The sequence below is a fragment of the Endozoicomonas sp. ALD040 genome (assembly GCF_049275945.1).
In the GTDB taxonomy this organism is placed as follows: Bacteria; Pseudomonadota; Gammaproteobacteria; order Pseudomonadales; family Endozoicomonadaceae; genus Endozoicomonas_A.
This window is the reverse complement of the sequence record NZ_CP184829.1, coordinates 5113463-5139458: the sequence shown is the minus strand read 5'-3', so window position 1 is coordinate 5139458 and position 25996 is coordinate 5113463. Positions and strand designations below refer to the sequence as shown.

At 46.9% G+C, this 25996-nt stretch carries 14 protein-coding genes and 1 riboswitch; of the genes, 5 read left to right on the top strand and 9 right to left on the bottom strand.

What is annotated here, in order from left to right:
- Window positions 1-31: 31 nt before the first annotated feature.
- Window positions 32-1768, bottom strand: a complete 1737-nt coding sequence (locus tag ACOJUN_RS18760; protein WP_422133426.1) for an AMP-binding protein — start codon at window positions 1766-1768, stop codon at window positions 32-34.
- 498 nt (window positions 1769-2266) lie between these two features.
- Here ACOJUN_RS18760 and sctD point away from each other — a divergent pair, with 498 nt between their 5' ends.
- The 4 genes from sctD to ACOJUN_RS18740 are packed head-to-tail and all read left to right on the top strand — an operon-like array spanning window position 2267 to window position 4676.
- On the top strand, window positions 2267-3760 hold the full coding sequence (gene sctD / locus ACOJUN_RS18755) for a type III secretion system inner membrane ring subunit SctD (RefSeq protein WP_422133425.1): 1494 nt from the start codon (window positions 2267-2269) through the stop codon (window positions 3758-3760).
- Complete coding sequence (locus ACOJUN_RS18750; protein ID WP_422133424.1) at window positions 3735-3995, top strand: hypothetical protein; 261 nt, start codon at window positions 3735-3737, stop codon at window positions 3993-3995. Before sctD ends, ACOJUN_RS18750 begins: the two co-directional genes overlap by 26 nt.
- 38 nt (window positions 3996-4033) lie before the next feature.
- Window positions 4034-4273 carry a type III secretion system needle filament subunit SctF gene (sctF, locus tag ACOJUN_RS18745; RefSeq protein WP_422133423.1) on the top strand — a complete coding sequence of 80 codons (240 nt, stop codon included), beginning with the start codon at window positions 4034-4036 and terminating at the stop codon, window positions 4271-4273.
- A 28-nt stretch (window positions 4274-4301) separates the two neighbouring features.
- The gene (locus tag ACOJUN_RS18740; protein ID WP_422133422.1) at window positions 4302-4676 is read left to right on the top strand and encodes a tetratricopeptide repeat protein; all 375 of its coding nucleotides are present in this window, start codon (window positions 4302-4304) and stop codon (window positions 4674-4676) included.
- On the opposite strand, the gene ACOJUN_RS18735 is transcribed toward ACOJUN_RS18740, so the two are convergent.
- From ACOJUN_RS18735 to guaB, 8 genes are all read right to left on the bottom strand, one after another.
- On the bottom strand, window positions 4673-8080 hold the full coding sequence (locus ACOJUN_RS18735) for a DUF4135 domain-containing protein (protein ID WP_422133421.1): 3408 nt from the start codon (window positions 8078-8080) through the stop codon (window positions 4673-4675). The two genes, ACOJUN_RS18740 and ACOJUN_RS18735, sit on opposite strands and share 4 nt — an antisense overlap.
- Window positions 8077-8505 (bottom strand): CesT family type III secretion system chaperone, encoded by a 429-nt coding sequence (locus ACOJUN_RS18730; protein ID WP_422133420.1) that lies wholly within the window; start codon window positions 8503-8505, stop codon window positions 8077-8079. Before ACOJUN_RS18730 ends, ACOJUN_RS18735 begins: the two co-directional genes overlap by 4 nt.
- 131 nt (window positions 8506-8636) lie before the next feature.
- Window positions 8637-10232 carry a Na+/H+ antiporter NhaC family protein gene (locus tag ACOJUN_RS18725; RefSeq protein WP_422133419.1) on the bottom strand — a complete coding sequence of 532 codons (1596 nt, stop codon included), beginning with the start codon at window positions 10230-10232 and terminating at the stop codon, window positions 8637-8639.
- 181 nt (window positions 10233-10413) lie between these two features.
- Window positions 10414-10606: riboswitch (Lysine riboswitch) on the bottom strand.
- Between the two features lie 309 nt (window positions 10607-10915).
- Window positions 10916-11425, bottom strand: coding sequence for a GNAT family N-acetyltransferase (locus ACOJUN_RS18720; RefSeq protein ID WP_422133418.1), 510 nt, complete (start codon window positions 11423-11425; stop codon window positions 10916-10918).
- 440 nt (window positions 11426-11865) lie between these two features.
- Window positions 11866-12234 (bottom strand): hypothetical protein, encoded by a 369-nt coding sequence (locus ACOJUN_RS18715; protein ID WP_422133417.1) that lies wholly within the window; start codon window positions 12232-12234, stop codon window positions 11866-11868.
- Window positions 12215-12394 carry a hypothetical protein gene (locus ACOJUN_RS18710; RefSeq protein ID WP_422133416.1) on the bottom strand — a complete coding sequence of 60 codons (180 nt, stop codon included), beginning with the start codon at window positions 12392-12394 and terminating at the stop codon, window positions 12215-12217. The genes ACOJUN_RS18715 and ACOJUN_RS18710 overlap by 20 nt, the downstream gene beginning before the upstream one ends.
- A 226-nt stretch (window positions 12395-12620) precedes the next feature.
- Window positions 12621-14198: a glutamine-hydrolyzing GMP synthase gene (gene guaA / locus ACOJUN_RS18705; RefSeq protein ID WP_422133415.1), complete on the bottom strand. Its 1578-nt coding sequence runs from the start codon at window positions 14196-14198 to the stop codon at window positions 12621-12623.
- 130 nt (window positions 14199-14328) lie between these two features.
- Entirely contained in the window at window positions 14329-15798 is a 1470-nt protein-coding gene (guaB, locus tag ACOJUN_RS18700; protein ID WP_422133414.1) for an IMP dehydrogenase, read from the bottom strand.
- 1404 nt (window positions 15799-17202) lie between these two features.
- On the opposite strand from guaB, the gene ACOJUN_RS18695 reads away from it, so the two are divergent.
- Window positions 17203-25611: a hypothetical protein gene (locus ACOJUN_RS18695; protein ID WP_422133413.1), complete on the top strand. Its 8409-nt coding sequence runs from the start codon at window positions 17203-17205 to the stop codon at window positions 25609-25611.
- Window positions 25612-25996 lie beyond the last annotated feature (385 nt).

Below are 25996 nucleotides of genomic sequence, written 5' to 3'. Positions count from 1 at the left end.
GCCGGTTTTTTTATGAGTACCTGAATGGATATCAGGAGTTTTTTTCCAGCTCTTCCTTACGCAAATCTTTCCTCAGAATTTTTCCGACCGGTGTCATGGGTAGCTCCTGACGGAATTCTATATCCTTGGGCACTTTGTATGCAGTCAGATGATCCCTGCAATAAGCCACCACATCTTCTTTCTTCAATTCGTCGTCTGCAGGAACCACAAACAACTTGATTCTCTCTCCGGTGACGTCATCAGGAATGCCGATGGCGGCACAATTCTCTACCCGGTCAAAGCTGGCCACTATATCCTCAATCTCGTTAGGGTAGACGTTAAAGCCGGAAACCAGGATCATATCCTTGATTCTGTCGACAATTTCAACAAAGCCGTCTTCTTTAATGACAGCCACGTCACCGGTTCTCAGCCAGCCATCCTCAGACAGCACCTCGGCAGTGGCTTCTGCCCTTTTCCAGTACCCCTGCATGACCTGGGGTCCTCGCACACACAGTTCCCCCCTCTCTCCTACGGCTTGAGCTTCGCCGCCATCATTAATCACTTTCAGTTCAGTACTGGGCAATGGCAGCCCGGCAGTGCCCAGCTGGGCAGTATCGCCAAAAGGATTCATGCAAACTGCTGGAGAGCACTCCGTCAAACCATAGGCTTCCGAGACATAACATCCGGTAAATTTCCGCCAGCGAATTCCGGTTTCTTTCTGCAAAGCCGTACCACCGGAAAGGGTAAGTTTTAGTTTACTGAAATCGCACCCCCTGAAGTCTGGGTGATTGAGCAAACTGACAAACAGCGTATTCAAACCAATGAAGCCAGTAAACTGCCAGGGCTTAATAAATTTGATAAAGGTTTTGGTATCCCTGGGATTGGCAATCAGGACATTCTGATTTCCCATATACGGCATGCAGAGCAGATGCACGGTAAACGCATAAATATGATAAAGAGGCAGTGGCGCCACGAGAATTTCATTGCCGAGCTGCTGTACCCGCTGACCACTTTCATCCAGCTGTGAGAGAGCTGACGCGGCCTGAAGCATATTGGCAATCAGGTTGCGTTGAGTCAGTACCGCCCCCTTCGCAACCCCTGTGGTTCCGCCCGTGTACTGGAAAACAGCAGGGTCCTCAGGTGCAGGAGGATTTTCAAGAGGTACAGCCTGAAAGGCTTCGCCTTTTGCCAGTGCATCCCTGAAAGACACCGCCTTTGGCAGATTAAAAGGCTCCACCATCTTCTTGACATGTTTTGCAGCAAAGTTAATCAGGGTACGTTTTGCAAATGGCAGCATGTCGGCCACGCGGGTTACAATCAGGTGCTCAATGCCGGTTTTTTCTACAACCTCTTCAACCAGATGGCCAAAGTTGTCCATAAACACCAAAGCTTTGGCACCGGAATCATTGAACTGATGCAACATTTCCCGATCGGTGTAAAGAGGGTTGGTATTAACTATGACAAGACCTGCTCTGATGGCTCCGTAGACGGCTATAGGATACTGAAGCAGATTCGGCATCTGGATGGCAATTCTGTCACCAGGCTTCAGGGATGTGTGCTCACGAAGATAGTTGGCAAACTGCTGACTGTAGCGGTCCAGATCACCGTAAGTCAGAGTATACCCAATACCTGTAAATGCCGGTCGGGAAGCATTTTTTTCAAGAAGCTCCTCTATAATCGCCAAAAGATTGGGGTAGCGATCGGGATCAATAGTTTCAGCAACGCCAGCCGGACGCTTATCGCTCCAGAAAGATGCTTCCATAAGTACCTGCTCTCTTCTTGTTATCATGCGACGACTTCTGGCGCACACAAGTGATCGTTCGCCTGCTGCCGCATACATCACCATTTATATAAGAGTGTTCGCACTTTTGGGTCTGGCCGACTTCTGTCGTCAACCGTCAACTACCAGCCCCATAGGCTCTTTGCTCTTACAGCCGCTTTGGTGCATTTGTAGGGTAAATACGCTAAAAATGCACCTGCACTCATATAGCCGCTAAGGGAGTTTTACCAGCTTTTCGTGGTTGATACTAACCTTATCAGCACTTTGTTCGAAGATGTAGACCAAATAAAGAACTCTGGAAAAGATAGGTAGTTTCACTTAACCTAGGATTTAAATCACCTGAAAATCAAAGTTTATAAAATCTTTATCAGGGGAAAGATAGCCCAAAAAAACCATTTCATTTTTTAAACTTAAGAACGATGAAATGAGATAGGCTCTGGGAAAGTGAAAATAACCATTAGCCCACGCAGAACCATCAGCTAAGGAAAGCATTTCGGGTAGACGGCCATGATCGAGTTTTACCTTAAAATACTCTCTGGCAATCACCAGGGGGCTGAAATTCCACTTGAACCCGGAAGCTACTCTCTGGGCAAAAGCGATCAGTCTGATCTGGTCCTGACCGATGAATCACTCAGTGATCTGGAACTTATAATAAACATCAGCCCGCAGGGTCAAATCAAAATATCCAGCCAGTCTAAAGACGGATTACTCTATAGTAACGGCCTGCCCCGGGGCTCAGAGCTAAACGCCAGTCATTTTGACATCATAACCTCCAGTCAACTGTTTTTTTCTCTGGGTCCTGTAGATGCGGACTGGCCCGATCAACCACTGCCAGAGCTTCAGAGACCTGACCCGGAACCGGAAGAACATCAGAACAAAGGCTCTGAGCAAGATGAAGATGATGAATTCCCCGATGCTCCAGACATCCTGACGGAGGATGGGGATGAAGAGCTTGACAGTGATGACCTCAATAACCTGAACAATGATCTGGATGACATTGACGACTCTCTGGCAGATGACGAAGAGGCTGAAGACGAATCAGAGGAGTTTGAGAACCCCCTGAAAAATATTGACCGGAAATGGCTGATAGGAATCCCGGCAGGCATATTTGCACTTTTCCTGCTTCTTATTATTTTACTTTCAGGTGGCTCTGACGAAGCGCCTCCTGAAATAAGCCATCTTGATCAGGCCAAAGAGATCCGCAATCGACTGAACCAGAAAAACATCAAACTGAAAGAGCTTCCTGACCAGAGCATCCTGATCTCTGGCTACACCCTGACAATGAGTGATAAACAGACAATCCAGCGTGAACTTCGTGAGCAGGGGATTCCTTTCAGCTCACAGCTGGTGGTCATGAGTGAATTAAGGGCTAATGCCGATGTGCTTTTAAAGAATCAGGGGCATACGTCTCTCAGTCTGGAGCTGGATAACTCGCCTGGTTCACTGGTTATGACCGGTTATGTTGCCTCCTCAGAAGAGCTTCAGAAAATCACTGCCGCTCTGAAACAGGAGGTTCACGGACTGGTTTCCATTGTCGATCAGGTAGAAAATCAGGCAGGTCGTCTTAACACGCTCAAGTCCATGCTCAGGGAGAAAGGCCTTAGCCCCCGCATACATTTGATACAAAAACCTAATCAAATCACTTTAGAAGGCCACCTCTTGGACGATGAACAAGTATATAACCTGAACGATGTGGTCACACGATTCAGAAAACAGTATGGCAATCAGCCCCAGCTGAAACTCGCTACCAAAACAGCTGGAGCACCTGCCAAAGTATTAAACACCCCACTGGCCCCTTCTCTGAAGATTCGGTCAGTGAGTATGGGAAGGGTGCCCTTTGTAACCATGGAAGATGGTGCCAAATACCTGATCGGCGCAAAGCTGGCCAACGGGTATATAATTGAAGATATTAATCTTGACTATCTTTTATTATCAAAAGGCACAGATCGGATCAAATATCGTCTTGGAGGCAACAGTGAAGGACCCACAAACCGACAATGAGAAAGTCCATCTCTCCGACCTCGAAGATCGCCTGATTCAGGACACTGACGGTGAGCTCAAGGAGCAGGTTCTGAAGGAATTGGTGGATGAAGCCTTGCGCCTGAAGTCGGAACGGGACAAAGGGCTTTCTCCTGATGAGTTTGAAATCAACGACAAGATGATCACTGCCCTGATCGCCGCTGCTGAAGTCGTTGACAAGACCTGGAATACTCATCACAAGAAACGCGCTGATTAAACACCTTCTGACAGCTACGTCCGACAGGGAGAGGGATCATGGCAGAGCAGAGAGCCAACCATTTAAACTTCGATCATGTACAGAACGTATTTGGTAAAACGGCCGAAAATCTTGATCAGGCCCTGAAAAGCAAAATATCGAGCATGGACCCGAACAATACCAAAGACATGGTGGAGTTTCAGGTTGAGTTCAATAAATACATGATTATTGAGGGTTTGAGATCCAGCATCATCAAATCCATCAAAGACACACTCCAGAGTATTATCCAGAAGTTGTAAGCCGGGTAAACAGCAAGAGGCCTGAAACATGACCGATGAAAAAATAATCAAAACCCTGGCAGATGTAGGCTTTATGGCCTCCAGCGTGGGTATGTCAAAACATGCTTTCGGTATTTTCAGCGCTCTGGAGAAAGCCAGACCTGAGAGCATCCTGCCTACTCTGGGCTTTGCCTTGACCTTCATTAATAAAAAGATGAATCAGGAAGCCCTCGAGATTCTTCATAAGGAAGCCATCCCAAAAGATCCTGACAACCCGACGGTTAAAGCCTTTATCGGTATGGCTCTGATGATGGAAGGAAGAAATAAGGAAAGTGAAGATTACCTGACCACGGCCAACAAAGAAGGTGACCAAGAGACCACCATCATGGCCAAAGAGCTATTGGAGAACATCAGAAAGGGTTAAGTCTTTCTCTCCCTGTCAGCCAACGCTTCCAAAACCCCATGCCTGAGCTCTTCAGGCATTCCTTCTCCCGCATTGATATGTTGCTCAAACCAACCTTCAATCATCTGCTGAAAGGCATTCAGGAATCGATCCCTGAGCTTGTGATCCGTCAGGCTGGCAATCAACTCTGACTGTTTTTCTATGGTATTTACAGAAAAGTAATGACGACTTATTTCATCCAAAGTTCCATCGTATCGCTGGACAAATACCCCGGTCTCTCCAAGCTTTCTGACAAATTCACGCTGCTCCAGAGCCAGCCACCCATCGGTCACCGACTCAGCCAGAGCACTGACCGGCTCCTGCCACGGAGCATCAAGCCAGCGCTGACTGACCTCGGCGGCCAGCGTGATGCGCCTTGCCAGACGCAGAAAATAACCTCTGCGGCGCTCTCTGGAAATATCCTGCAACTCTCTGGCGACATGAAGGTCACGAAACTGTTTGCGAGCCTCATTGAGATTCCAGCGCGGCTGATACCTCACCTCACAGCCTGCCATCGACTTCAGGTAATCACACCACTGCTGTGAATGTTGAGAAATAGCAGACACTGAACATCGAAAGCCTTCCACAAACGCCTTGCTATATTGAGAGGCCACTGACGGATGACGATTATCCAGAGAGTGTCGACCCTCTTCCATCAGCAGGTGATCCAGAAAAGGGGTGATTTTTTGCGGTTGTTCCGCCACCAGCTCACCATTTTCCAGTTTGACGGAACGGTAATGAGTCTGACAGGTATGGAAATTTTCCCAGATTTTCATCAAACCGGTCTGGCCCAGGCTGGAATCCCGAATGCCTCTTAAAAAACCCAGCTCGGGATTTTGCAACTCTGCCTGCAATTGCATAATCACAGCACTGTGCAGTGCTGTCTCAGCATCAATAAGGTAAGGCTTGTTACCATTGACATGAAGATTTTTGCTGTGAATATCTGCCAGACCCGACATAAGACAGAAGCCGCCCGCCACACCCATGCGACGATGGTAAGTTTCTGGATCATCACACTCAGAAAGAGTTTCCGGAGCAATAAACTCAACATAACCGTAGGAAGACTTATTCAATATCCTGAATACACCCAGAGCTTCCGAGTCCTGCAACCAGCCATTCAGTGACTGGGCCATGCTCCGCTTATCACCCAGTAATAACTGGTCAATGGCAAGATCCCTGAGTTTGTATACCAGGTGCTCACCATTGTTAAACGCCAACTGGTAAACGGGCGATCCAGAGTCTGATTGCAAATGACGAATAGAAATCAGACCAGAAGCCAGTTTACGGCTCTCTCCAAGCTGAGGGCTCCCTGAAAAAAAGTAATGATTGATCTCTGACAAGTCCTGCTTTACCCGACTCAACAGAGTACGAATCACTCTGACTTGCTGGAAAAACTCCTTCTGAATGTTTCGATACCAGTGAGGATAGGCTTCAATCAGTGTCTCCATCCCTTTGGATTCCAGTAGCTTTAGCACTTCACCGTAGCTGGTCAATGTGTGATCTTCTGCAAACCAGCCAATGGCCTGCAGCAACCTGTCATCCATCCATTCAATGACTGACTGGGCAATGGATTGAATCAAGCTACTTTCTGAACCCTCTTCAGAACTATCAATGTCATTCACATAACTCTGAATGAGTTGGACGTATTGAGTGATAACGGGCTTGATCCATCTGGATCTCAGCTGCTCGGGAAAGACCAGCCCACACACCTGGCAGGGATCTTCAACCTTGAACCAGTCCGGCAAACCGGCGAAAGAGGGCTTGCTTCCCTTTGCCTCATCGGAAAAAGAGATCAGCTGATACTTCAACATCCAGGATAATAAAAATAATAAGGTTTGCCTTTCAGGAAACAGCTTCTGCATGCTGCTGACGCTTTGAGGTGTCACCAGTTTCCTGATCACCTTTCTTATCTCGTTTTTATCAAGGAGATGACTCAGCTGATTGAAAAAGAAACCTTTCTCCGACATCAATAAAACCCGGAGACCTCTGTCGGTGGCTACAAGGAAGTCCGTTTCCTGCAGAGCTACAGACGCATAATGCCCAAACACGTCCTGGTAAGGCATACCTACTGCCCTACCCTGATGATGTCGTATTCTTGATGCTTCCTGCCTTAGATCGTCTACCAGATTATGATACTGATCAATCAGCAAAGGCCAGCTGAAGGTTTCATTCACCCTCCGGATGGCCGCACCGGACATCTCTTTCCGGATAGATTCATCCATTAATAATGTCGACAAGGCTGTTTTCAACGCTTCTATATCTACAGCGACTCCCTGAGCCTGAATCAGCTGAGCCTGAGTTTTGCTGACAATGCTGAGAGAGCGGGAAATATCATCATGGTCAGCCGATGTGGTTTTGATCAGGAAACCTTCCTGCCCGGAAACAATCAAGTCTCGATAGCCATTCCAGTCTGAAAGAATCACCGGAATACCTGCCCTCATTGCTTCTAACGGAGCCAGCCCAAAGCTCTCCTGAACATTATCTGCAAGAGAAACAAACACATCCGCTTCAGCCAGCAACTGCTCCCGCTTCTCATCATCAACGGAGAGTTCAAAGCGAATACAATCTTCAAGATTGAACTCATAGGCCTGAGCCAGTAATGAGCGAACATATTCGCCGGAGGCATCACCAGCCCCAGCAATCACCAACTGAAACCGGGAAACGGTTCCTTCCTCAAACAGATCATTCAATGCCAGTAATAATGGATGAAGGTCCATTTTATCGGCTGCTGATAGCCTGCCAAGACAGAGTATCTGAAGCACATTACCTTCTCTGGAAGGGACAGCCTCTTGTCTGGCCGGCTCAATACCCAGCGGAATAAGACTGACCTGCCCACGATAAGGAACAGCCCTGCCCACAGTATCACTGACACTGGCACTGGCCGAAGAGATCAGACGCTTCATCACGGTTTTCTGAGCTGTGGAACTACAGAGGATGGAGTCACAAGGTTTAACGGGAGAGAAGATCAAATCCCTGACCCGGGATAAACGGGCATCATCACTGAGACTGTGAGCCCTGCCAGTGATAGGAAATATACTGGACGCATGTCTTTCTCGCAGAGCGGCCAGGTCTGATATGTAGGGATCGCCGCAATGAAAAACGCTATAAGCATGCCTCTGAAAACAGGAAGGCAGGTCATGAACCGGCAGAATATTGATATTTTTACCCGCCCCGTACTGGTGCAGGTATTCTTTCCAGTCTTGCCTGAAAGCAGGAATCTGCCCTTCATGAAGAAACAGATGCAGTTCGTTAAAACGGCTGTATCGAATCACCGCCTTCAAAAAGGCTTCATTGGCCTTACGGAGTCCGTTATACCCATCGATTGAGTTCTCTGCCCAGGTGACAAGACAACCGAATAAAGAATGATTAGAAATCGGACTCATCATGGCATGATCATCGTTGGCATGGTCGGCATAACAGTCTGCTCCTGACCGACTTCTTTGAGGTAATACTCAAAGTTATTGGCAAACTCAGCCAGAGCTTCCTCAAGGAGGTTGTCATCCATCCCCTGAAGCGGGCGGGAGTAATGTAAAGCTAACGCATCTTTCTCAGGCTCTATGGACAAAATAACCCGCTGGGTAGTCGCCAGACCCACAGTTTTGGTCATCAGATTTCGGAGGATATTTTCCCGATCTTTTTCACCAGGTGGCAGCTGGGCAATGACGCCATGGATAAAGAATCGCCCATTGGCCTGAAAACAGGTGAACTCAATGCGGCTGTCGATGGTGAGGTAATAGCGGTTATCGCGAAAGTCCAGTTCACCCAGCTGATTATTGCGGGCAACGGCTTTCATAAGATTGTCGAAACTCATAGCTTCCCTGCTCCGGGTGAAGGCATCCATGCCTTCTGATGGGGTATTAATTACAGTTTACTATGAAATACTGTTTCGGCAGGTAGCGGAAAAAATCTCCCGGGATTATAACTTGTAAATACCGTCTGGGCTTATTCTGCCACCAGGTGATCTTCAGATTTGGCCATCTGCCCGGGGGACATCTTGCGAAAGACAAGCACAAGCAAAATAAAACCGGCTCCGGAAGCAAGAAAGCCCATGATTGAAGAATCCGTCAGCCCCATCACCAGATAGCCCAGCATAGCCACAACAGCAATACTGAGGGCATAAGGAAGCTGAGTCATCACATGATCAATGTGGTGACAGGAGGCCCCTGTAGACGACAGAATCGTGGTATCGGAAATCGGTGAGCAGTGATCGCCAAACACCGCACCGGCCAGAACAGCGGCCAACATTGGCAGAATCATGGCAATATCTGCTGCTGCAGCCATATCTCCCGCTATGGGCAACATGATGCCGAAAGTGCCCCAGCTGGTGCCGGTTGAGAAAGCCATAGCGCCGGAAACCACAAACAGGATCAGAGGTAAATAGCCAGTATCAATCTTCGAGCTGCTGACCAGGTGAGCCAGGTACTTGCCGGTTTCCAGAGAGCTGATGATATCCACCAGCACCCAGGCCAGCACCAGAATGTAAATGGCAGGCAGCATGGAGCGCGTACCTTCCACAATCGCCTTACCCCAGGTGGAGGCATCCAGATTATGGCTGAGCATTCTGATCGCCGTGACCAGAAGGCCAGCAAGACCACCATAGATAAGCGAATTGACCACATTGGTGTTTTCAAAAGCGCCCAGAATAGAGAATGGCGTACCGGCTTCCTGAAGCGCAGAAGCGCCCGTAGCAATCAGGAAAGCGGTCGTCGCGATCACCAGAGAGAGAACAGGAATCACAAGATCGGCAACCGTTCCTTTTTCACTGCTACTGATGGCCTCAGAAGATCCCGGAGGTGTCCCTTTTCGGCTGTCATACAGTTCACCGGCTCGGGCACGGCGCTCATGGGTCCGCATGGGACCAATGTTTAAATCCATGGCCGCAGTACAAAACACCAGTGCCAGAGCAAAGACAGCGTAGAGATTCATCGGCACCATACTGACAAAAGCACCAATAGCAGTGACATCGGTCACTTCATGGGCCACCAGAATAGTGCCAATCAGGGCAATGATGTAGGCACCCCAGCTGGAGACAGGTGTAATGACACAGACCGGTGCCGCCGTTGAGTCAATCAGGTAAGCCAGCTTGGCTCTGGAGACACCCTGACGATCTGTCATGGGACGACCAATATTGCCAACGGCCAGTGCATTGAAGTAATCATCAATAAAGATAATGATACCCAGCAGCACAGTCACCAGTTGTGATCCCTGCCGGGATTTTACTCTCTGACGAGCCCAGTCACCAAAGGCTCTGGCGCCACCAGAAACATCTATCAGAGTGGTAATGATGCCAAGTATCACCAGAAAGAACAGAATAAAGACAGTGCCTGTATTGAGACCATTATCCCAAAATATCCCGGCAAAACTGTTAAGCAGGTAAGAAAACGTTCTGCCGGCGCTGAAGTCAGTCAGCAGCAGCGTACCGGCAAGGATACCTGCGCCAAGAGAAAACAGGACGTGACGAGTCAGAATCGCCAGGATAATAGCCACTGCCGGAGCGACTAATGACAGGGATGATGTGCTGTAACTGAGTAATTCCATAAATACTGATCTTTTGGGTGAACACGTCCGGAGGGCAGAATATTCATGACTGCCGACTTTAAGCTTAATTCACGAGACAGGATCAGGAGGGCAATGGATTGAAGCAGAATACGACCGGATAGATCCCGTATCTGCCTGTTGCTGAGCAACCTGCCTTTAGGGCAAAGTCCTTCAGAAACGATTGTCCAGTAGCGCTCCACAGTAAAAACTGTGACAGTGATACACCTCTTCGATGTACCACCAGCAGATGAGTTTGACGACGACTCTGCTTCGGCACCTTTTCCTTTCATCCGGCTCTCTGTCCTGGTCAATCCAGGACATACGGAGTCACCCTGCTACGGATTACTGATAAACGGTGCGCCTCTACTTTTAGTCTTGATCCATGGATTCCAGAGATCAAGGCTGATTATTGTGGGAAATTCCTCTGCCATTTGCAGAGAAACACCCTTTCACTCATAACCGCTCTCTTACAGGCTCTGTAACCTGAAACGAACCCGGCTTATGGTGTTTATTAAGAGGATCACAGGCAGAAGTGTAGCGACAGCATCCTGTCACGTCACTCCTGCTGATGGGCGGTAATTATGCACATCGCTGGATGATTGACAATTGTGAGATTTAGCTAATGAAGTTTTTGCTCTCTACAAAAAATATTTTCCGGTTATTTAGCCTGTCAGGCATTCCACCTATACAGCAATTGATGTGCTTAGAACATAATTTTTATGTTTTTCGTTCTCAAGCTCAAAATAGGTCAAGCCAATTTCTTTGAACCCGTGTTTCTCATAAAACTTCAGTGCTCGTGTATTTTCATGAAATACAGTTAGCCACAATTGTTCGAGCCCAGCCGAGCTGCAAAATGTTAAGGCTTCTTGCAGAAGCTTGGAGCCCAAACCCTTTCCAGTGAAGCTCTCCTGAATATACAACCTGTCAAGTTCAGGTTTTTTGCTACCTGTAACAGGGCATCTAGCAGAAACGTTCAAAGAGAGATATCCTACCAAATGATCATCTTCGATGGCTATAAAGTAGACTTCATTTTCAGAGCTGAGCTTGATCTCAATATTTTGCTCTGTGAACTCACTCAATACGTACTGAGAAATGGATTTTCTAACCCCTCGTTTTGCGTAGGTATCGAGCCAAATCTGTATTGAAAGTGCTGCGATATCAGAACTGTCTTTAGTTTCTGCAATTCTTATCATTTTTCTTGATGTTCACTGTGATGTTGATTGTGGTTGGCTAGTACAACTCGCTCCCTCTCTGGAGTGGGTGTAACAAATCTCTGGTTCCCATGCCCCTGTGTCAGAAACCCATACGTTATATCAAGTTCTAGAGCCTTTTTTCAAGGGAGGTATGACTCGTTCCCATGCTCCAGCGTGGGAATGTATACCTGAACTCACCATAACAAATCCAACTCCAACACCCTCACCATCGCCATGGTAATTTCATGCGCTAGAGTAATGCCGATACTCAGCGCTATCGACATAACCTCTTTTCACCGGTTTTTTATGAATGTAATCAACTTTGGTCTGGCTGCGTGAATTTCTATCGACTTCTACCCGTGTTTAATTCCGAGTGATTTGTCAGTCAGGTATGCATTCCCACGCTGGAGAGGGTGTCGCAAAATTTCAACAGCTCTTTCTCACGCTCTGAAGTCGTCATTCCCGCGAAGGCGGGAATCCAGCGCCAACGGTGGATCTCCGCCTTCTCGGGGATGACAAGGCCAGGGGAGCACCGGGCAGTACGGTTCTGGTGGTGAGTCAGTGTGGATTCCCGCCTTCGCGGGAATGACGAGAATGAAATCGGGAATGACGAGAATGAAATCGGGAATGACGAGAATGAAATCGGGAATGACGAGAATGAAGTTGGGAATGACGGGGGTGAAGGCGGGAACCAGAGTTTTGCGACACCCTCTCAGAGCGTGGGAACGAGTTGTTAGAGCTTTGCGACACCCACTGGAGAGGGTGTCGCAAAACTTCAACAGCTCGTTCTCACGCTCTGAAGTCGTCATTCCCGCGAAGGCGGGAATCCAGCGCCAACGGTGGATCTCTGCCTTCTCGGGGATGACAAGGCCAGGGGGGAACCAGGCAGTATGGTTCTGGTGGTGAGTCAGTGTGGATTCCCGCCTTCGCGGGAATGACGAGAATGAAGTCAGGAATGAACGGAGTCAACTCGTTCCCTCGCTGGAGAGGGTTTTGCGACACCCTCTGGAGCGTGGGAACGAGCCAAATGTTTGATTTGGCCATGTAACAGCTTACTTGCCGACTCAGTTTCGCATAACACACTTAGTGTGAAAACCAGAGTTTTTCGGCCCCCTGTGGAGCGTGAGAACAACTCAAAAAAAACGGCTCATCCTTCGACAAGCCGCTCCATTTCACTTAACCGGTCAATCCGATGCTATTCCCACTCAATCGTCGCAGGTGGCTTGCTGGATACGTCGTAAGTCACCCGGGAAACATGCTCTATCTCGTTGATGATCCGGCTGGAAACCTTCTCCAACAGTTCATAAGGCAGGTGGGCCCAACGAGCCGTCATAAAGTCGATGGTTTCTACCGCGCGTAAAGCCACCACATACTCGTAACGGCGACCGTCACCAACCACACCTACGGATTTAACCGGCAGGAAGACAGCAAAGGCCTGACTGGTCTTGTGATACCAGTCGGCTTTATGCAGTTCTTCAATAAAAATGGCATCTGCCTCACGGAGAATATCGCAGTACTCTTTCCTGACCTCTGCCAGTACCCTTACGCCCAGACCCGGGCCGGGGAATGGGTGACGATAAACCATGTCATAGGGCAGTCCAAGCTCAAGACCAATCTTGCGCACCTCATCCTTGAACAGTTCACGCAGAGGCTCAACCAGCTCCATCGCCATATCTTCAGGTAAACCACCCACATTGTGGTGTGACTTGATGACATGGGCCTTGCCAGACTTGGCGCCTGCCGATTCGATTACATCAGGATAGATAGTGCCCTGAGCCAGGAACTGGACATTATCCAGAGCCGCAGCCTGCTGATCAAAGACTTCAATAAAGGTGTTACCGATAATTTTTCGCTTGGCCTCAGGGTCCTGAACACCTCTTAGCTTGTCCAGAAAAAGCTCTTCAGCATCAGCGCGAATAACACGTACCCCCATGTTCTCAGCGAACATGGCCATCACCTGATCACCTTCATTCAGACGCAGCAGACCATTATCGACAAAGACACAAACCAGCTGATCACCGATAGCCTTGTGCAACAGCGCTGCCACGACACTGGAATCCACACCGCCAGAAAGACCCAGCAGTACGGTTTTATCACCCACCTGTTCCCGAACGCGGGCAATGGCATCCTCAATAATTTGTCCCGGAGTCCAAAGCTTTTGGCAGCCGGCAATATCAATGACAAAACGTTCCAGGATGCGACCGCCCTGTTTGGTGTGAGTCACTTCGGGGTGAAACTGGACACCGTAGTATTGCTTCTCTTCACAGGCTATGGCTGCAAAAGGACAGGAATCGGTAGAAGCCGCGACCACAAAGCCTTCAGGCAACTGGGAAACCTTGTCGCCGTGACTCATCCAGACATCCAGACTCAGACGACCCTGCTCATTCACATGGTCTTCAATGCCATCGAACAGTCTGACCTTGTTTTCCAGATTCACTTTGGCATAACCGAATTCACGCAGATTTGAGGTCGATACCTTGCCACCCATCTGCCCTGCCATAGTCTGCATGCCATAGCAGATACCCAACACAGGAACCCCCAGATCAAAAACAGTCTTCGGCGCGCGAGGCGAAGCATCACCGGTCACAGATTCAGGCCCACCGGAAAGAATCACCGCCCTGGGGGCAAACTCGACAATAGCCTGCTCATCCATATCATAGGGATGCAGCTCACAATAAACGCCTATCTCACGTACACGACGGGCGATCAGCTGTGTGTACTGGGAACCAAAATCCAGAATCAGAATTCGTTCGGCGTGGATATCCTCTAACATGTGTCTTCTCAAAATTAGATAACTGCTACGACAAGCAACAAGCGGTCTTCGAGGTGGATGAAGGCCTGTTACTGATACGACATTCGTTAAACTGCGGATGATAGAGCCAACAGTTCAAGGGATGATCAAATTAACCCACCCGGTAATTGGGTGCTTCTTTGGTAATGGTTACATCATGGACATGAGACTCTTTCATACCCGCATTGGTCACCCGAACGAACTCAGGCACCGTGCGCATGGTCTTCATATCTGCCGAGCCGGTGTATCCCATGGCAGCACGCAGACCGCCTACCATCTGATGGACAATGGCATTCAGCGGCCCTTTGTAGGGTACACGACCTTCAATACCTTCAGGGACCAGCTTCTCGGCACCGGCTTCCGCACTCTGGAAGTAACGATCACTGGAGCCGGAAGCCTGAGCCATGGCACCCAGGGAACCCATGCCACGATAGGCTTTGTAACTTCTGCCCTGATACAGTTCAACTTCGCCGGGAGCTTCCTCGGTACCTGCCAGCATACTTCCCAGCATGACCGCACTGGCACCCGCTACGATGGCTTTAGCCAGATCACCGGAGAAGCGAATCCCGCCGTCGGCAATCACCGGAATACCCGTTCCTTCCAAGGCTGCCACAACGTTGGCTACCGCAGAAATCTGCGGTACACCGATACCGGTCACGATGCGAGTAGTACAGATTGAGCCGGGACCGATACCCACTTTCACACCATCGGCACCTGCATCAGCCAGGGCCCTGGCTGCTGCACCGGTAGCAATATTACCGCCAACAACCTGAACCTGTGGATAGGTTTCCTTAACCCAGCGAACCCTCTCGATAACCCCTTTGGAGTGACCGTGAGCGGTATCAACGATCACAACGTCAACACCAGCATCGACCAGAGCAGCGACTCGCTCCGGGGTTTCAGGTCCGGTACCAACTGCCGCACCCACTCTCAGCTGACCATGGGAATCTTTACTGGCGTTAGGGTAGTCCTGGGCTTTCTTGATATCTTTTACGGTCATCATACCGACCAGATTAAACGCCTCATTAACCACCAGCACTTTCTCGATACGATGTTTATGAAGCAGCTTGCGAACGGCCTCCTGGTCAGTCCCTTCCTTCACAGTGACCAGTCTCTCTTTAGGGGTCATGATATCAGCCACAATCTTGTCCAGATTGGAGACAAAACGAACGTCACGGCTGGTGACAATACCGACCAGATCACTGCCATCCAGGACAGGAACTCCGGATATCTTATGACGACCGGTCAGTTCAAGAAGATCTCTGACCGACGCTGCCGAGTCAATCGTAATAGGGTCCTTGACCACACCACTTTCATGCTTTTTAACCTTGCGAACTTCATTAGCCTGTTGAGCAACAGTCATATTCTTGTGAATGATGCCAATCCCACCCTCCTGAGCCATGGCAATGGCCAGACGAGCTTCAGTCACGGTATCCATGGCTGCCGAGATCAGGGGGATTTTCAGCTCGATTTCGCGAGTCAGTTTTGTGGTCAGAGAAACATCTTTGGGGAGAACTTCTGAATATCCGGGCAGAAGCAGGACGTCATCGAAAGTGAGGGCTTCTTGGGCGATTCTCAGCATTACCTGTTACCGATCCGAGTGTATTGAGTGGATGGAAAGAATCCAGAGGATTATACATCAAGATCATTATCAATAAAACAGAAAATCCATTCAAATAGTTTGAATGCGCATACAAAAATACCAAGAGGCGGCTCAAGATCTTTTTCCCTTGAGAAATCAGGGTATAAGAGGGTAGCACCCCGGCAATATCAGCCGCGAACAGTACACAAACGTACACCGACTCAGATTTTGAGAATCCGGACTATCGGCTGGTCTGCTAAACAAGATAACCGACACAGTACATGAGTTTACGATTATTGATCATCACCCGAAGGTGTTGTTTCAAGAAACGTTTGGTATTTTCATCAGGATTTTTGCAAGGCTAAACGACTGACTGTTGCCTAAATTGAAAAGTGTCATCAATGCGTTAACCCCATTCTGGAAAAAGCAGACTCAGTGGACATCCCTTTGGTTACTTTTGACTCTGATGTTAATTCTGATATTCCAAAAACATGTATCGCAGCTCACAATAAAAAGACAGGACCAATGGCCCTTGAAACCTTAGCTGAGATCATTAGAGATCAGACAAGTTAGCCATTATTTTTCGCAATACCTGCATTTCGTCTGCTACTAATTGCATTGAAAATTTTGTTAAGCAGATCAAAAAGAACTTCCCATCTATCGAGCTGATTAGTTTTCTTTATTCAAATAGAGAACCACAAAAAGTAATGAACCAGACAATGAAAACTGTTCTTATCAGTCCTGACTTGAAACCAATTTATGCCAGTAATAAGTGGTACTTATTCAGATGTAGCCAGTGCCAATCAAAGCCGATGACTGGCTGGAAAAATCAAGTTAGCTGGTTTTGATGTCGTTGATGCCGTCATTAACTTGGTTTTAACGTTCCGCAGGGACTCATTATTCAGGATACCCATCATAATGACTTCCTTGACCTTACGAACTTGAATATTGAGAAGGTAATCCATGTATCTCCAAAACTTGTAAACATTAGAAAAACACGCAGCCCTGAAAAAAATAATTTTATCAAGCCATCAGGTTAATAGATTACAAACTGTTAAAGAAAAAATATCCTCCTCCGGCTTTTCTATGACTACCGGCATTCACTAGCCGTTCTGACATCAATCGATTTATTCCTGATCGGGATGGTGAATATCACCGGTTCAAAACCAACACCCAAACTACATACAGAGCCAATCTTGCTACATCCTGAACCCACTGCTATTTTTTCTCAGACTCCATGGATATCAAAACAATACAGTCGGTAAAAATAAAAACTGTTATTTAACAGGTCAACTTTGATTGACAAATTAATAATTATCAAATGGGATCTACGGCAATTCTATGCTTGTTTGTCACAGAAGACTGTTAAAACTTCTCTTAATTGCCCTGCTATTCATAATTGAAATGAACGTACAATCAGGTCATACCTCCGGCCACCAGAATGAACCCGGGCACAAGGCACCAGAAATCCGCTTTTTGGGTCTCTACGCCGGATTTAAAGCCAATAATTTCCACCTCAAGCTGGGTAACCATTATCACGTAATACACGACGTTGGCAGCCCCAAAAAGCTGTCCCTTTTTTTCCAGAATCAATGGTTGAGTCATCTGCCCGGGTTTCTGTTAGCAAAGCTGCTTCCTCCTTCAACCGTACCCTACCCTTCTTTCAGTCGCGGATTTCCCTCACTGTCCCGGGCTTTTGGTGATGCCCCCGATTGCAACCCTCATCCGGTGATGATCGATCACTCTTTGCTGAAAGGCCAACTGTCAATACAAACCACTTGTATCGAAAATCATCCTGTCTGGCAGATTACGGCCTCACCCTCGACATCATCGTCAGAGACTCAGGCCGTTGAGGGTGATTCTCTGTCTGCCTGGCTGTCGCTTTGGAAACTACTAAACGACACCCATACCAGTACCCTTTTCCTGCGTCCCTGGCGAGAAAGTCAGCAGAATCGCCTGCAGGCCATTATCTGCCAGACCAATCCGCTTACAGAGCATAAAAAGTGTCAGAGCGTTCTTATTGATTTCCCGCTGAATCACGCAAAACCCTGGCTATTGCCCGAACTGGCTAGAAAAGACAGTATCAGCGCTGACGGGCAAACCGCTTTGGACAGTAGTTATATCAAGCGGGTCAATCAGGCTATTGATTGCCTCTCTTCCCACGATAAGTTGTTTGGAGAACCCAATAAAAGCAAGCCAGCTGACAAAGAAAAAATACACGCTTGCCAAAATAAGCACTGGCTTTATCAGTGGTCAGATCAAAACTGGGTTTATCAACCTGGCATTCCCGAGACTGCAATAAACCCCGGCCCGGCACTCATGACCGGGAAGTACTTTAACCTCTGGGCACTGGAAAAGGTATCGCCCGGCAATGATACCTACCCGGCCTGGTCGAGATCTTCTTTGTTCATCGCCCGCAACGACAGACATCGGAAATACCATTTCTGGGGAGCAGGTGACCCGGTGCTGCTGATGCGGTTCGCTGATGCCCCTTATAATGTCGAGGATCATTACGCCGGTTGGGATGGACCAGAGGTTGGCACCCTGGTAGAAAGTGAGCATCTCAACCTGGCTGCCCTGCTTATGAGCACGGTGACCAATACGCCCTTTAATCTCTATCAGTGGCGGGGAATTCTCTCAGGGTTCACATCACCCATCCCGAAAAGCCTCAGTGCCCTGGTAAGGGAGCAGATTCTGAGCGACCCTGGTTCACTTTACCAGTTTGTTAAACGGCGGCCTGAGTTACTGAACAATGTGTTGACCTATTTAAACCGTGAGTTTCCGGGCCACCCTGTCCACTCATACTTTTCCGGTCGTGTATCACCTTTTTTTAGCCATCAAACAAACGGAAACCCATTGGCTTTGGTGCCCGAAACAAGCAACGCGTTCGACCGTTTTCTTACCCTTGCCCCCCCTCATCAATCAGATGCATCACTCCCTTCAACAGAGTTTGCTTCGGGCATAATGACTGTTTCTGGTATTCAAGGGAGTAGTGAGCCGCCTGTAGCCCAAGCCTGCCCAGCTTTTTGCTCTGACCAAAAAGCGCAACAAGGCGGCAACAGAAGTCAACGAAGTGCTAAATCGGACGCCAGGAAAAATAACGATAATGAGCCGCCACCACCGGACGGCAACCATCCGGTCACACCAGCAGACGCAGTGTACTCAGCCTCCCTGCTTAAACGTCTATTGTATTTATACAGGTGCTCCGGTCTTCGGCCTGAAAGAGTGACTCAAAGATCAGACTTTCTTTCAGAACAGCTTGGTGTCACATCCAGGGAAAAATTTGAAACCCTGCTCCGTCTGTGCCAACCACCCGATTGTGGAAGTGAAACATTATATAACCAGATGCTCCGGGGTTTTGACCCAAAAGACCAACAACACATGATGCTGGCATCAAAAGCTTTGCAAAATTCGATACAAGTCATCGTTCATGATGGTCAGGAATATCGCTGCTATGACCATGATAAAAACCACGATCATGCTCCTCGTCGGCTTCTGGAAAGGCTTGAAGATCGCTATATCTTCCTGTTTCACAACAATCACGCTGTAAAACTGTCTTCTCACAGTGACAACAAACTATGGTTCACTCACTTCCTGACCAACTCCCGCTTAAATACTGAGGAAAGTGACTGGCTGGCAGCCAATTGGGTTGAAAAGGCTTTATGGGATCTGTTTCCACAATGGCAGAAAGATGTCTTATTATGCCGGGAAAGTCTTGAAAAACCATCCATAAAATTTGCCAGCGAAGCACTAAAACGGGCATTTACTTCACCTGCTGAATTCATGCGGGGAGGACACGAAAATAACCAGTTCAGGTTTTACAATAAATTAGGCCTTGTTTGCTACCCCTTCGAGGATACAGAGAACCCCGATGGAATGTTTTACATTAGTAAAAACGTGCTTGGAGCAGTGATTTTTTTCTGGGAAGACTCTGCCAGCAAATATATTTCCTTTATAGCGCCGGATCTCTCCACATCAGCAATAAACGACAAAATACAGTCTTTGGATACTCATTTAAAAGATTATTCCGAGGGTGCATTTTTAGTAAAAAAACAGGATATCCGCTATGTAATTCCTGCACTGATAGTGCTCGCACCTGTTTTTAGAAAAACCTATACAGAAGCCGAAAAAATTATATCCGATACTGAAGGTGCTCTCGTTTACGGTGGTTTAGCCAGGTGGCAACACCTCAGGTCATCGGTTAAACCCACTGAACTGGGCAAGGTACCTGTTACCAATGATATTGACCTGGCAGTCAAAGATACCACAAGCCTGGAAAACATTTCGGCTTCTATGGAGGCAAAGCTAAGAGGTGTCCTGCCTGGCACTACCGTTAGACGCAACAACATTTACGGTACGGTTTTAGACAGCCCAAAGATCTTGCAGCGCCAAGGGCTACTGCACACCTTAAAGATCAATTGCTTTCCCGATACGAACGAAGAAAACACCATCGGGTTCGCCAGTTACGAGGCGAAAAAATGGCGAATCTTATCAATCGATATTTCTGCCGGTCCTGAAGGGTATTTCGATTTCATACATGTAGAACCTTTTGCCACAGGCTCCAGACTGGCTATGCCAAACCTGCCCACAATGGTTGAAAAACTGTTGCAGGATACCCAACTCGATCAAACCTACCCGGGTATTGATTCAAAGCGACGGATGAAAAATGCTCAAAATGCATTAAAAATATTGCTATCAAGTGACACTGAGCAACAGGTACAGACAATGATTCAAAAGTCGGTATTCAGCAGCTCTTCAGAGTCATCCGGGTTACCGGAATTTCTGCATCCGTATATCAAGCCTGAACCCGAAAATGAACAGAAAAGCACTATTGAGTTAGAGAATAAGGCAGAGAATGATGCGAATAATCAACATCCTTTAGTTGCTGCCAAAACCAAAACAACAACTCCCGCTGTCAATGAGCCTCTGAAAGACAATGTACCGGGACAGACAACTATTGCCGCACATGCTGCAATTGCCAGTACTGCTAATGTCAAAGGTACAGAATCGATAACTCATGATCCGACTTTAAATTCCCGTAGGAAGAAAAAGAAACAGAGACAAAAGCTGAAAAAAACGGTTCAGCCAAAAGCAGGCAACATTGCAACTGCGACAGACGAGGGCGATATCAAAGTAGAAGCCAGCCCTGATAATCAAAGCGCTACAGTAGTTCATAACAGCAAGACAACAGCCCCTGATACTACTGAACGCTCAAACAAAAGAAAGAAGGAAACCGTCGCCCAAAAGCCAATCTCGAATCTGATCGACTTAGAAACGGCACTGTCCTGGTCCGTAGAAATATCAAACTGGCTTAAGGAGATGGAATATAACTTTTCGGGAGAGCTAAACAAGGCAATAAAGACACGACATTGTGGTCCCACTGAAGAAAGGGAAGCCTCTGATGAAAACAAAGCCACAGCAGAAAAACCTGCCACCAATACAGAACTGGATACACTGCAAAATCAACTGCAGGAGGGAAAAGCAAAAATCTTGAAAATACTGGCCTGTACCGGGGCCTCTGCTGATACATCCGGATATCAACCTTTCATCACCATCAATCTGACTAATACCCTGAGTAGAGAGCAGCACATAGAGTTAAAACAGGCAGCTTATGAGGACCACTTTCCCTATGCCCAGCTGGTTCAGGCGTTGTTCATTTTGAACAAAAAATTACCCTCTGGAAAATCAGAAGCACTTCAGATCTATGAACATGCCTTCGAGCTATTGTTACCGGCAGCTATTGCCGGTATACCACTTGCCTATCAATTATTAATCGCAATGCAATTGCACAGCCACCATCCGGCGGGCTGGCCCCAGATAGAACCTGTAAACCGATTGTTACGTAGTATGACTTCCAGAGAGACAAGCTTGAACCAGGTAAAGATTGAAGGCTTGTTGAATGGTGGATTTCTGGAACAGCTCTATCAGGATACAGATGTTACCGCCCTGTTAAAGATTGAGCAGGGTTTCGCCAAAGCGTCAGACCTCTCAGGCAGAGGCAGAGAAGTGAAGGCCATACTCAATGCCCTGAGAGAACCGGATACCCCCTCTACATTAAAAGCCCTGAAAGCTGTCCGCCCCGGAACCCGGGAACTGCAACAAACCATCGCTTCACTGAAACTGATTCTGGAAAGAAAAAAAGAACCAGCGGCAGGTCAGATACATAGTGAGCTTTGGGCCTGCACCCTCAACACCCTGCAGATCCAGGGAGCCTCCAGGAAAAAAACTCAGTTCATTGATATAACGAGTTTCCCGCAGGTGCTGGCGATGACTGACCTGAAAGTATTCACGGGCGCTGAGCGTACCGGACAATCGTTCAGAAGTAATCAACCCAAATTCATAGCTTTTTGGAAAATGAGTTTTTGGGAGGACTATCTCAAAGCTTCGTTGAGCAAAGACAGGAAGAATGAAAGGGAAGTATTTGAGGAGTATCATGACAAAATAGGCCATAAAGCGACTGATAAATTCAGGCCCTATTTAATTAACGACTGGATTCTTGCCCGATCTTTTCTGTTTTCAAGGAGCTTTGTTCAAACCAGAGAAGTTCCGGTTTCGATCTCCTCCACTCCACCAGTCATTTCGAAGCAAGTAACTTCTGGATCAGGCACAAATTCTGGAAAAACAAAAAACTCAGCCAGACCGTCAAAAGGACCAAAGCCAGGCATCAGAATATCAAAAGACCAATTCAATGAACACGCTCACATCCAGTATTTATTACAGCTGGATATAAATATTATTCAGGAAGTCAGATTTATTCAGGAAAACCCGGAAAATTTTTTGCAACAGGTAGAAAAGCAGATCTCTGCATTCAGAAGGTCTTTACTAAAAAACAAAAATCCAACAAACGAGCTGGGAATAGGATATTACTATTTTCTAAAGGCACTCGCACTGATGAGGGCAAAAGTGTCAGGTGATAACAGAACCATTGAATTGTCCTTTAGCCCGGAAGTCAGGCTCAACGCCAAAAACATAAAGGAAACTATTATACACTCTCAACATTTCTACTTCCCTTATGCAAGGATGCTCATGCTGTTTTTCGATTATGCTATTAAAGGAGAGCCTGACGTTAAATTACAAGCCTGTATCTCTGCATTCTCCGGGGTGTCACAGTCTATTGAGATTTTATTAGAAATGGAATCAGATTCAGCAGCTCTGGCCGGAATCTTACTCAAGTGGCTACTGCTGATTCCAAAGCCTTTCGAACTGAGACTGGCCCTTGCTGCAGATATTAACCTGAAAAACCCGCAAAGCAAGATTCCGGGCAGGATAACACCTTCCATACTTATAATCAGAGAGTTTTTGGATCAGCTTCCGCTAAAAAGCACTGATGACGCAGTTGATCTTGCCTTGAAGCGAATAAGCGAGATGTTTCTGAATATCCAACAGCTGCCAAAAGGACAGCACGAACAAATGCTGGCGGTAGCGGCATGTTTAGCGGCAACGGAAGCAGCGCAAATGGAATCGGCGGCAATGAAAGCGCATGAGGAAGCACAGAAGCGTGCAGATACAATCAAAATCAATGAAGCAGCGTTGGCATTTGTGGTAGCGAAAGCAGCAGCAAAAGAGGCATCGGAGGCTATAGCAGAAGTGGAAATGCGAATGGAAATAGAGGTAGGAGATGGTTCTAAAGCGGCAGCATCAGTGGCAGCTCAATCGGAACTGTCAACAGCGGCAATATTGAGACTGGAAGTGGCATCGGAGAAAGCAGTGGAAGCAGAAAAAGTAATGCAAGAGGAAGCGAAAAAGGAAGCAATATTAAAATTGGTGCTGCACTTTGCCACTGATCGAATAGACTTGCTTCACTTTAATAGCCTGGATTTATCCTCAGTTATCTTGCGTCTTACTGTGCCAGGCATTCTTTACGCAACCTCATTGGGATCCGCATTCCTCACCAAAAAAAAGGCGCAACTCGCTGAAGATATTAATCCAGAGAAGCGGGCAATTGCAGACATCATTAAACTTGCTTTTCATCTGATCGGTTCACCTGAAGAAGTAGAGCCCGTTTTTCCTCATCTTGAAGCCCTTCCCCTCGATACCCAAGTCAACTTAACCGCTAATCATTTTGGCCATGACATACAACTTCTAAAAAAATTAATTAGCTTATTCCCTGAACTGGCTGCCGAGAATAAGCTACAATGGTACAATATTTATTTGCTGATTCACGAGTACACGATCAGGCAGTTCGGTGGCAATGCAGAACAGGTAAAACAACTGCAGAATGATTCAGAAGATTGGAAAAAAACACGTAAATGGCTTGAAAACCATATATGGTATAAGCCATTCCAAACGGGTGATACTTATTTTACACCAAAGAACGTCGACTATGCTATTTTTGACACTACTTTGATTAAAGAGTTCAAAAGTGGGGACGAAAGAGCTTTTATTTTTGCTATTGAGCAAAGCAGCAGAGTTGGCTATCAGAAATTGTCACAACGGATAAACCAATATAAAGATAAAAATGACCCTGAATCAGTAGATATTTTAAGCTGGCTTCATTGCCTGGCTGGCTTGACACTTCTGGAGGCGGAAATAAGTTCTGATCACCAGCGGGTAATACTAAACGGCCACAAAAGAGTCCTGCGCATTGCTTATGATCATTTCTTCAAGTCACGTAAAATTGGCTTTCAATATGCTGGTTATCTGGAATCACTGGTACTTATGCGACTAATAAACCACTACCAGCATTATCAGGACGAGACATCCGAAGCCTGGCAAACTGACTCGATCAACAAGCCTGTTACTGAATATGCATCGACCAAAAGACCGGAGGAAAAAATCTTTATTGAAGCGGATAAGATTGTTACGGAAGTTTTGCCTGGCTTGTTATCAAGCTCTATATTTGGTGTACGTTTTGCCGCTGAAACAGCCATCAGAATATTTACTGACAAACGCTTTAATCTTCTGCATATCCCACAGGCTGGCTGGCCGGCAATGATCATAAGACATCTTCTGGTTACCCCTGTAAATCATCACCTCCAGTTTCTGTTCAGCAATGGTGAGTCTGAAGCTGAAAAAGCGTTATTTCCCATGATAAGTGACCCAGACAGTATTGAAGGAATACTTATGAAACCACTGGAGGAAACAAGGCAGGTAACCATTCATGAAAGACTGAAAGATTATGGTATTTTCCTGGACAATGAAATCGAAAATAGCAACAGGCCAGAAAATATTAAAAAGTATTTAAGTCTTGTCAAGGCTTTTGTATTGGATAAACCAGAGGTTCTGAATACAGCATCCGAGGCAACAGCCTCTGATAGTGATCAATTCTCAGAGAATATTGCAAGCTATGAGTTAAGCCGTTATGACTATACAAAATTGTTTGAAGCACTTCAGGAAACACCACATCCTGAAACCGGTTTTGATGAATTCGTTTATAACCTGCCCCAGCTGGAATCTCACCCAAATTATGAGGCTATAAGCAATGCTCTTTTGAAGAAACATCGCACAAAGTCAGCCTTGGTTCACTATTATTTATGGGCTTATGAGACCCTCAATGATAACAGTGATAACGAGCGAGACCTGTTCTGGGATGGGATAATGACACAGGAGATTGAAAAAAATGAACCAATGAAAAGAGCTTTTCTTGCACTTCTGGCAACTGCCGATCTAACTGTTATGTATGAAGAGAAGCGGGAAGCCATGATTACCGCATTCAAACGATACAATATAGATATTGCTTCCTGGTTGGCCTTTTTACACTCGATTACAGCCACTTCCGCCTTCCTTCTGGGAGAGAAGCAAAAAGCAGATTTCCATTTCAAGCGTTTTTCAATACAAAAAGAAATATTACCTCAAACCGGATTAATATATTAAGTACCTAACCAGTAAGAGTACCAATAAGGCCAAATGCTTCGGTTCGACAACCCGGCACCGGGCATCCGGCAGATTAACGTATCACCTCTAAGAGTCTATTCGCACAGGTACAAAACCATCAGGTTCATAGCTTATAAACTGACCGGAGATATTTATTCTCCGACTTTTCAAGAACTACCAGCGTTGACTGACCGGGATGGTGAATATCTCCGGTTCAAAACCAACACCCAAACTACATTCAGAGCCATCCTTGCTACATCCTGAACCCACTGCTATTTTTTCTCAGACTCCATGGATATCAAAACAATACAGTCGGTAAAAATAAAAACTGTTATTTAACAGGTCAACTTTGATTGACAAATTAATAATTATCAAATGGGATCTA

What these genes read in the sequence shown, in the direction of transcription:
- guaA (WP_422133415.1), bottom strand. Translation starts at nt 14,198, where the DNA reads ATGTTAGAGGATATCCACGCCGAACGAATTCTGATTCTGGATTTTGGT.
- ACOJUN_RS18725 (WP_422133419.1), bottom strand. Translation starts at nt 10,232, where the DNA reads ATGGAATTACTCAGTTACAGCACATCATCCCTGTCATTAGTCGCTCCG.
- ACOJUN_RS18735 (WP_422133421.1), bottom strand. Translation starts at nt 8,080, where the DNA reads ATGATGAGTCCGATTTCTAATCATTCTTTATTCGGTTGTCTTGTCACC.
- ACOJUN_RS18720 (WP_422133418.1), bottom strand. Translation starts at nt 11,425, where the DNA reads ATGATAAGAATTGCAGAAACTAAAGACAGTTCTGATATCGCAGCACTT.
- ACOJUN_RS18740 (WP_422133422.1), top strand. Translation starts at nt 4,302, where the DNA reads ATGACCGATGAAAAAATAATCAAAACCCTGGCAGATGTAGGCTTTATG.
- sctF (WP_422133423.1), top strand. Translation starts at nt 4,034, where the DNA reads ATGGCAGAGCAGAGAGCCAACCATTTAAACTTCGATCATGTACAGAAC.
- guaB (WP_422133414.1), bottom strand. Translation starts at nt 15,798, where the DNA reads ATGCTGAGAATCGCCCAAGAAGCCCTCACTTTCGATGACGTCCTGCTT.
- sctD (WP_422133425.1), top strand. Translation starts at nt 2,267, where the DNA reads ATGATCGAGTTTTACCTTAAAATACTCTCTGGCAATCACCAGGGGGCT.
- ACOJUN_RS18715 (WP_422133417.1), bottom strand. Translation starts at nt 12,234, where the DNA reads ATGACGACTTCAGAGCGTGAGAACGAGCTGTTGAAGTTTTGCGACACC.
- ACOJUN_RS18730 (WP_422133420.1), bottom strand. Translation starts at nt 8,505, where the DNA reads ATGAGTTTCGACAATCTTATGAAAGCCGTTGCCCGCAATAATCAGCTG.
- ACOJUN_RS18760 (WP_422133426.1), bottom strand. Translation starts at nt 1,768, where the DNA reads ATGATAACAAGAAGAGAGCAGGTACTTATGGAAGCATCTTTCTGGAGC.
- ACOJUN_RS18695 (WP_422133413.1), top strand. Translation starts at nt 17,203, where the DNA reads ATGAACGTACAATCAGGTCATACCTCCGGCCACCAGAATGAACCCGGG.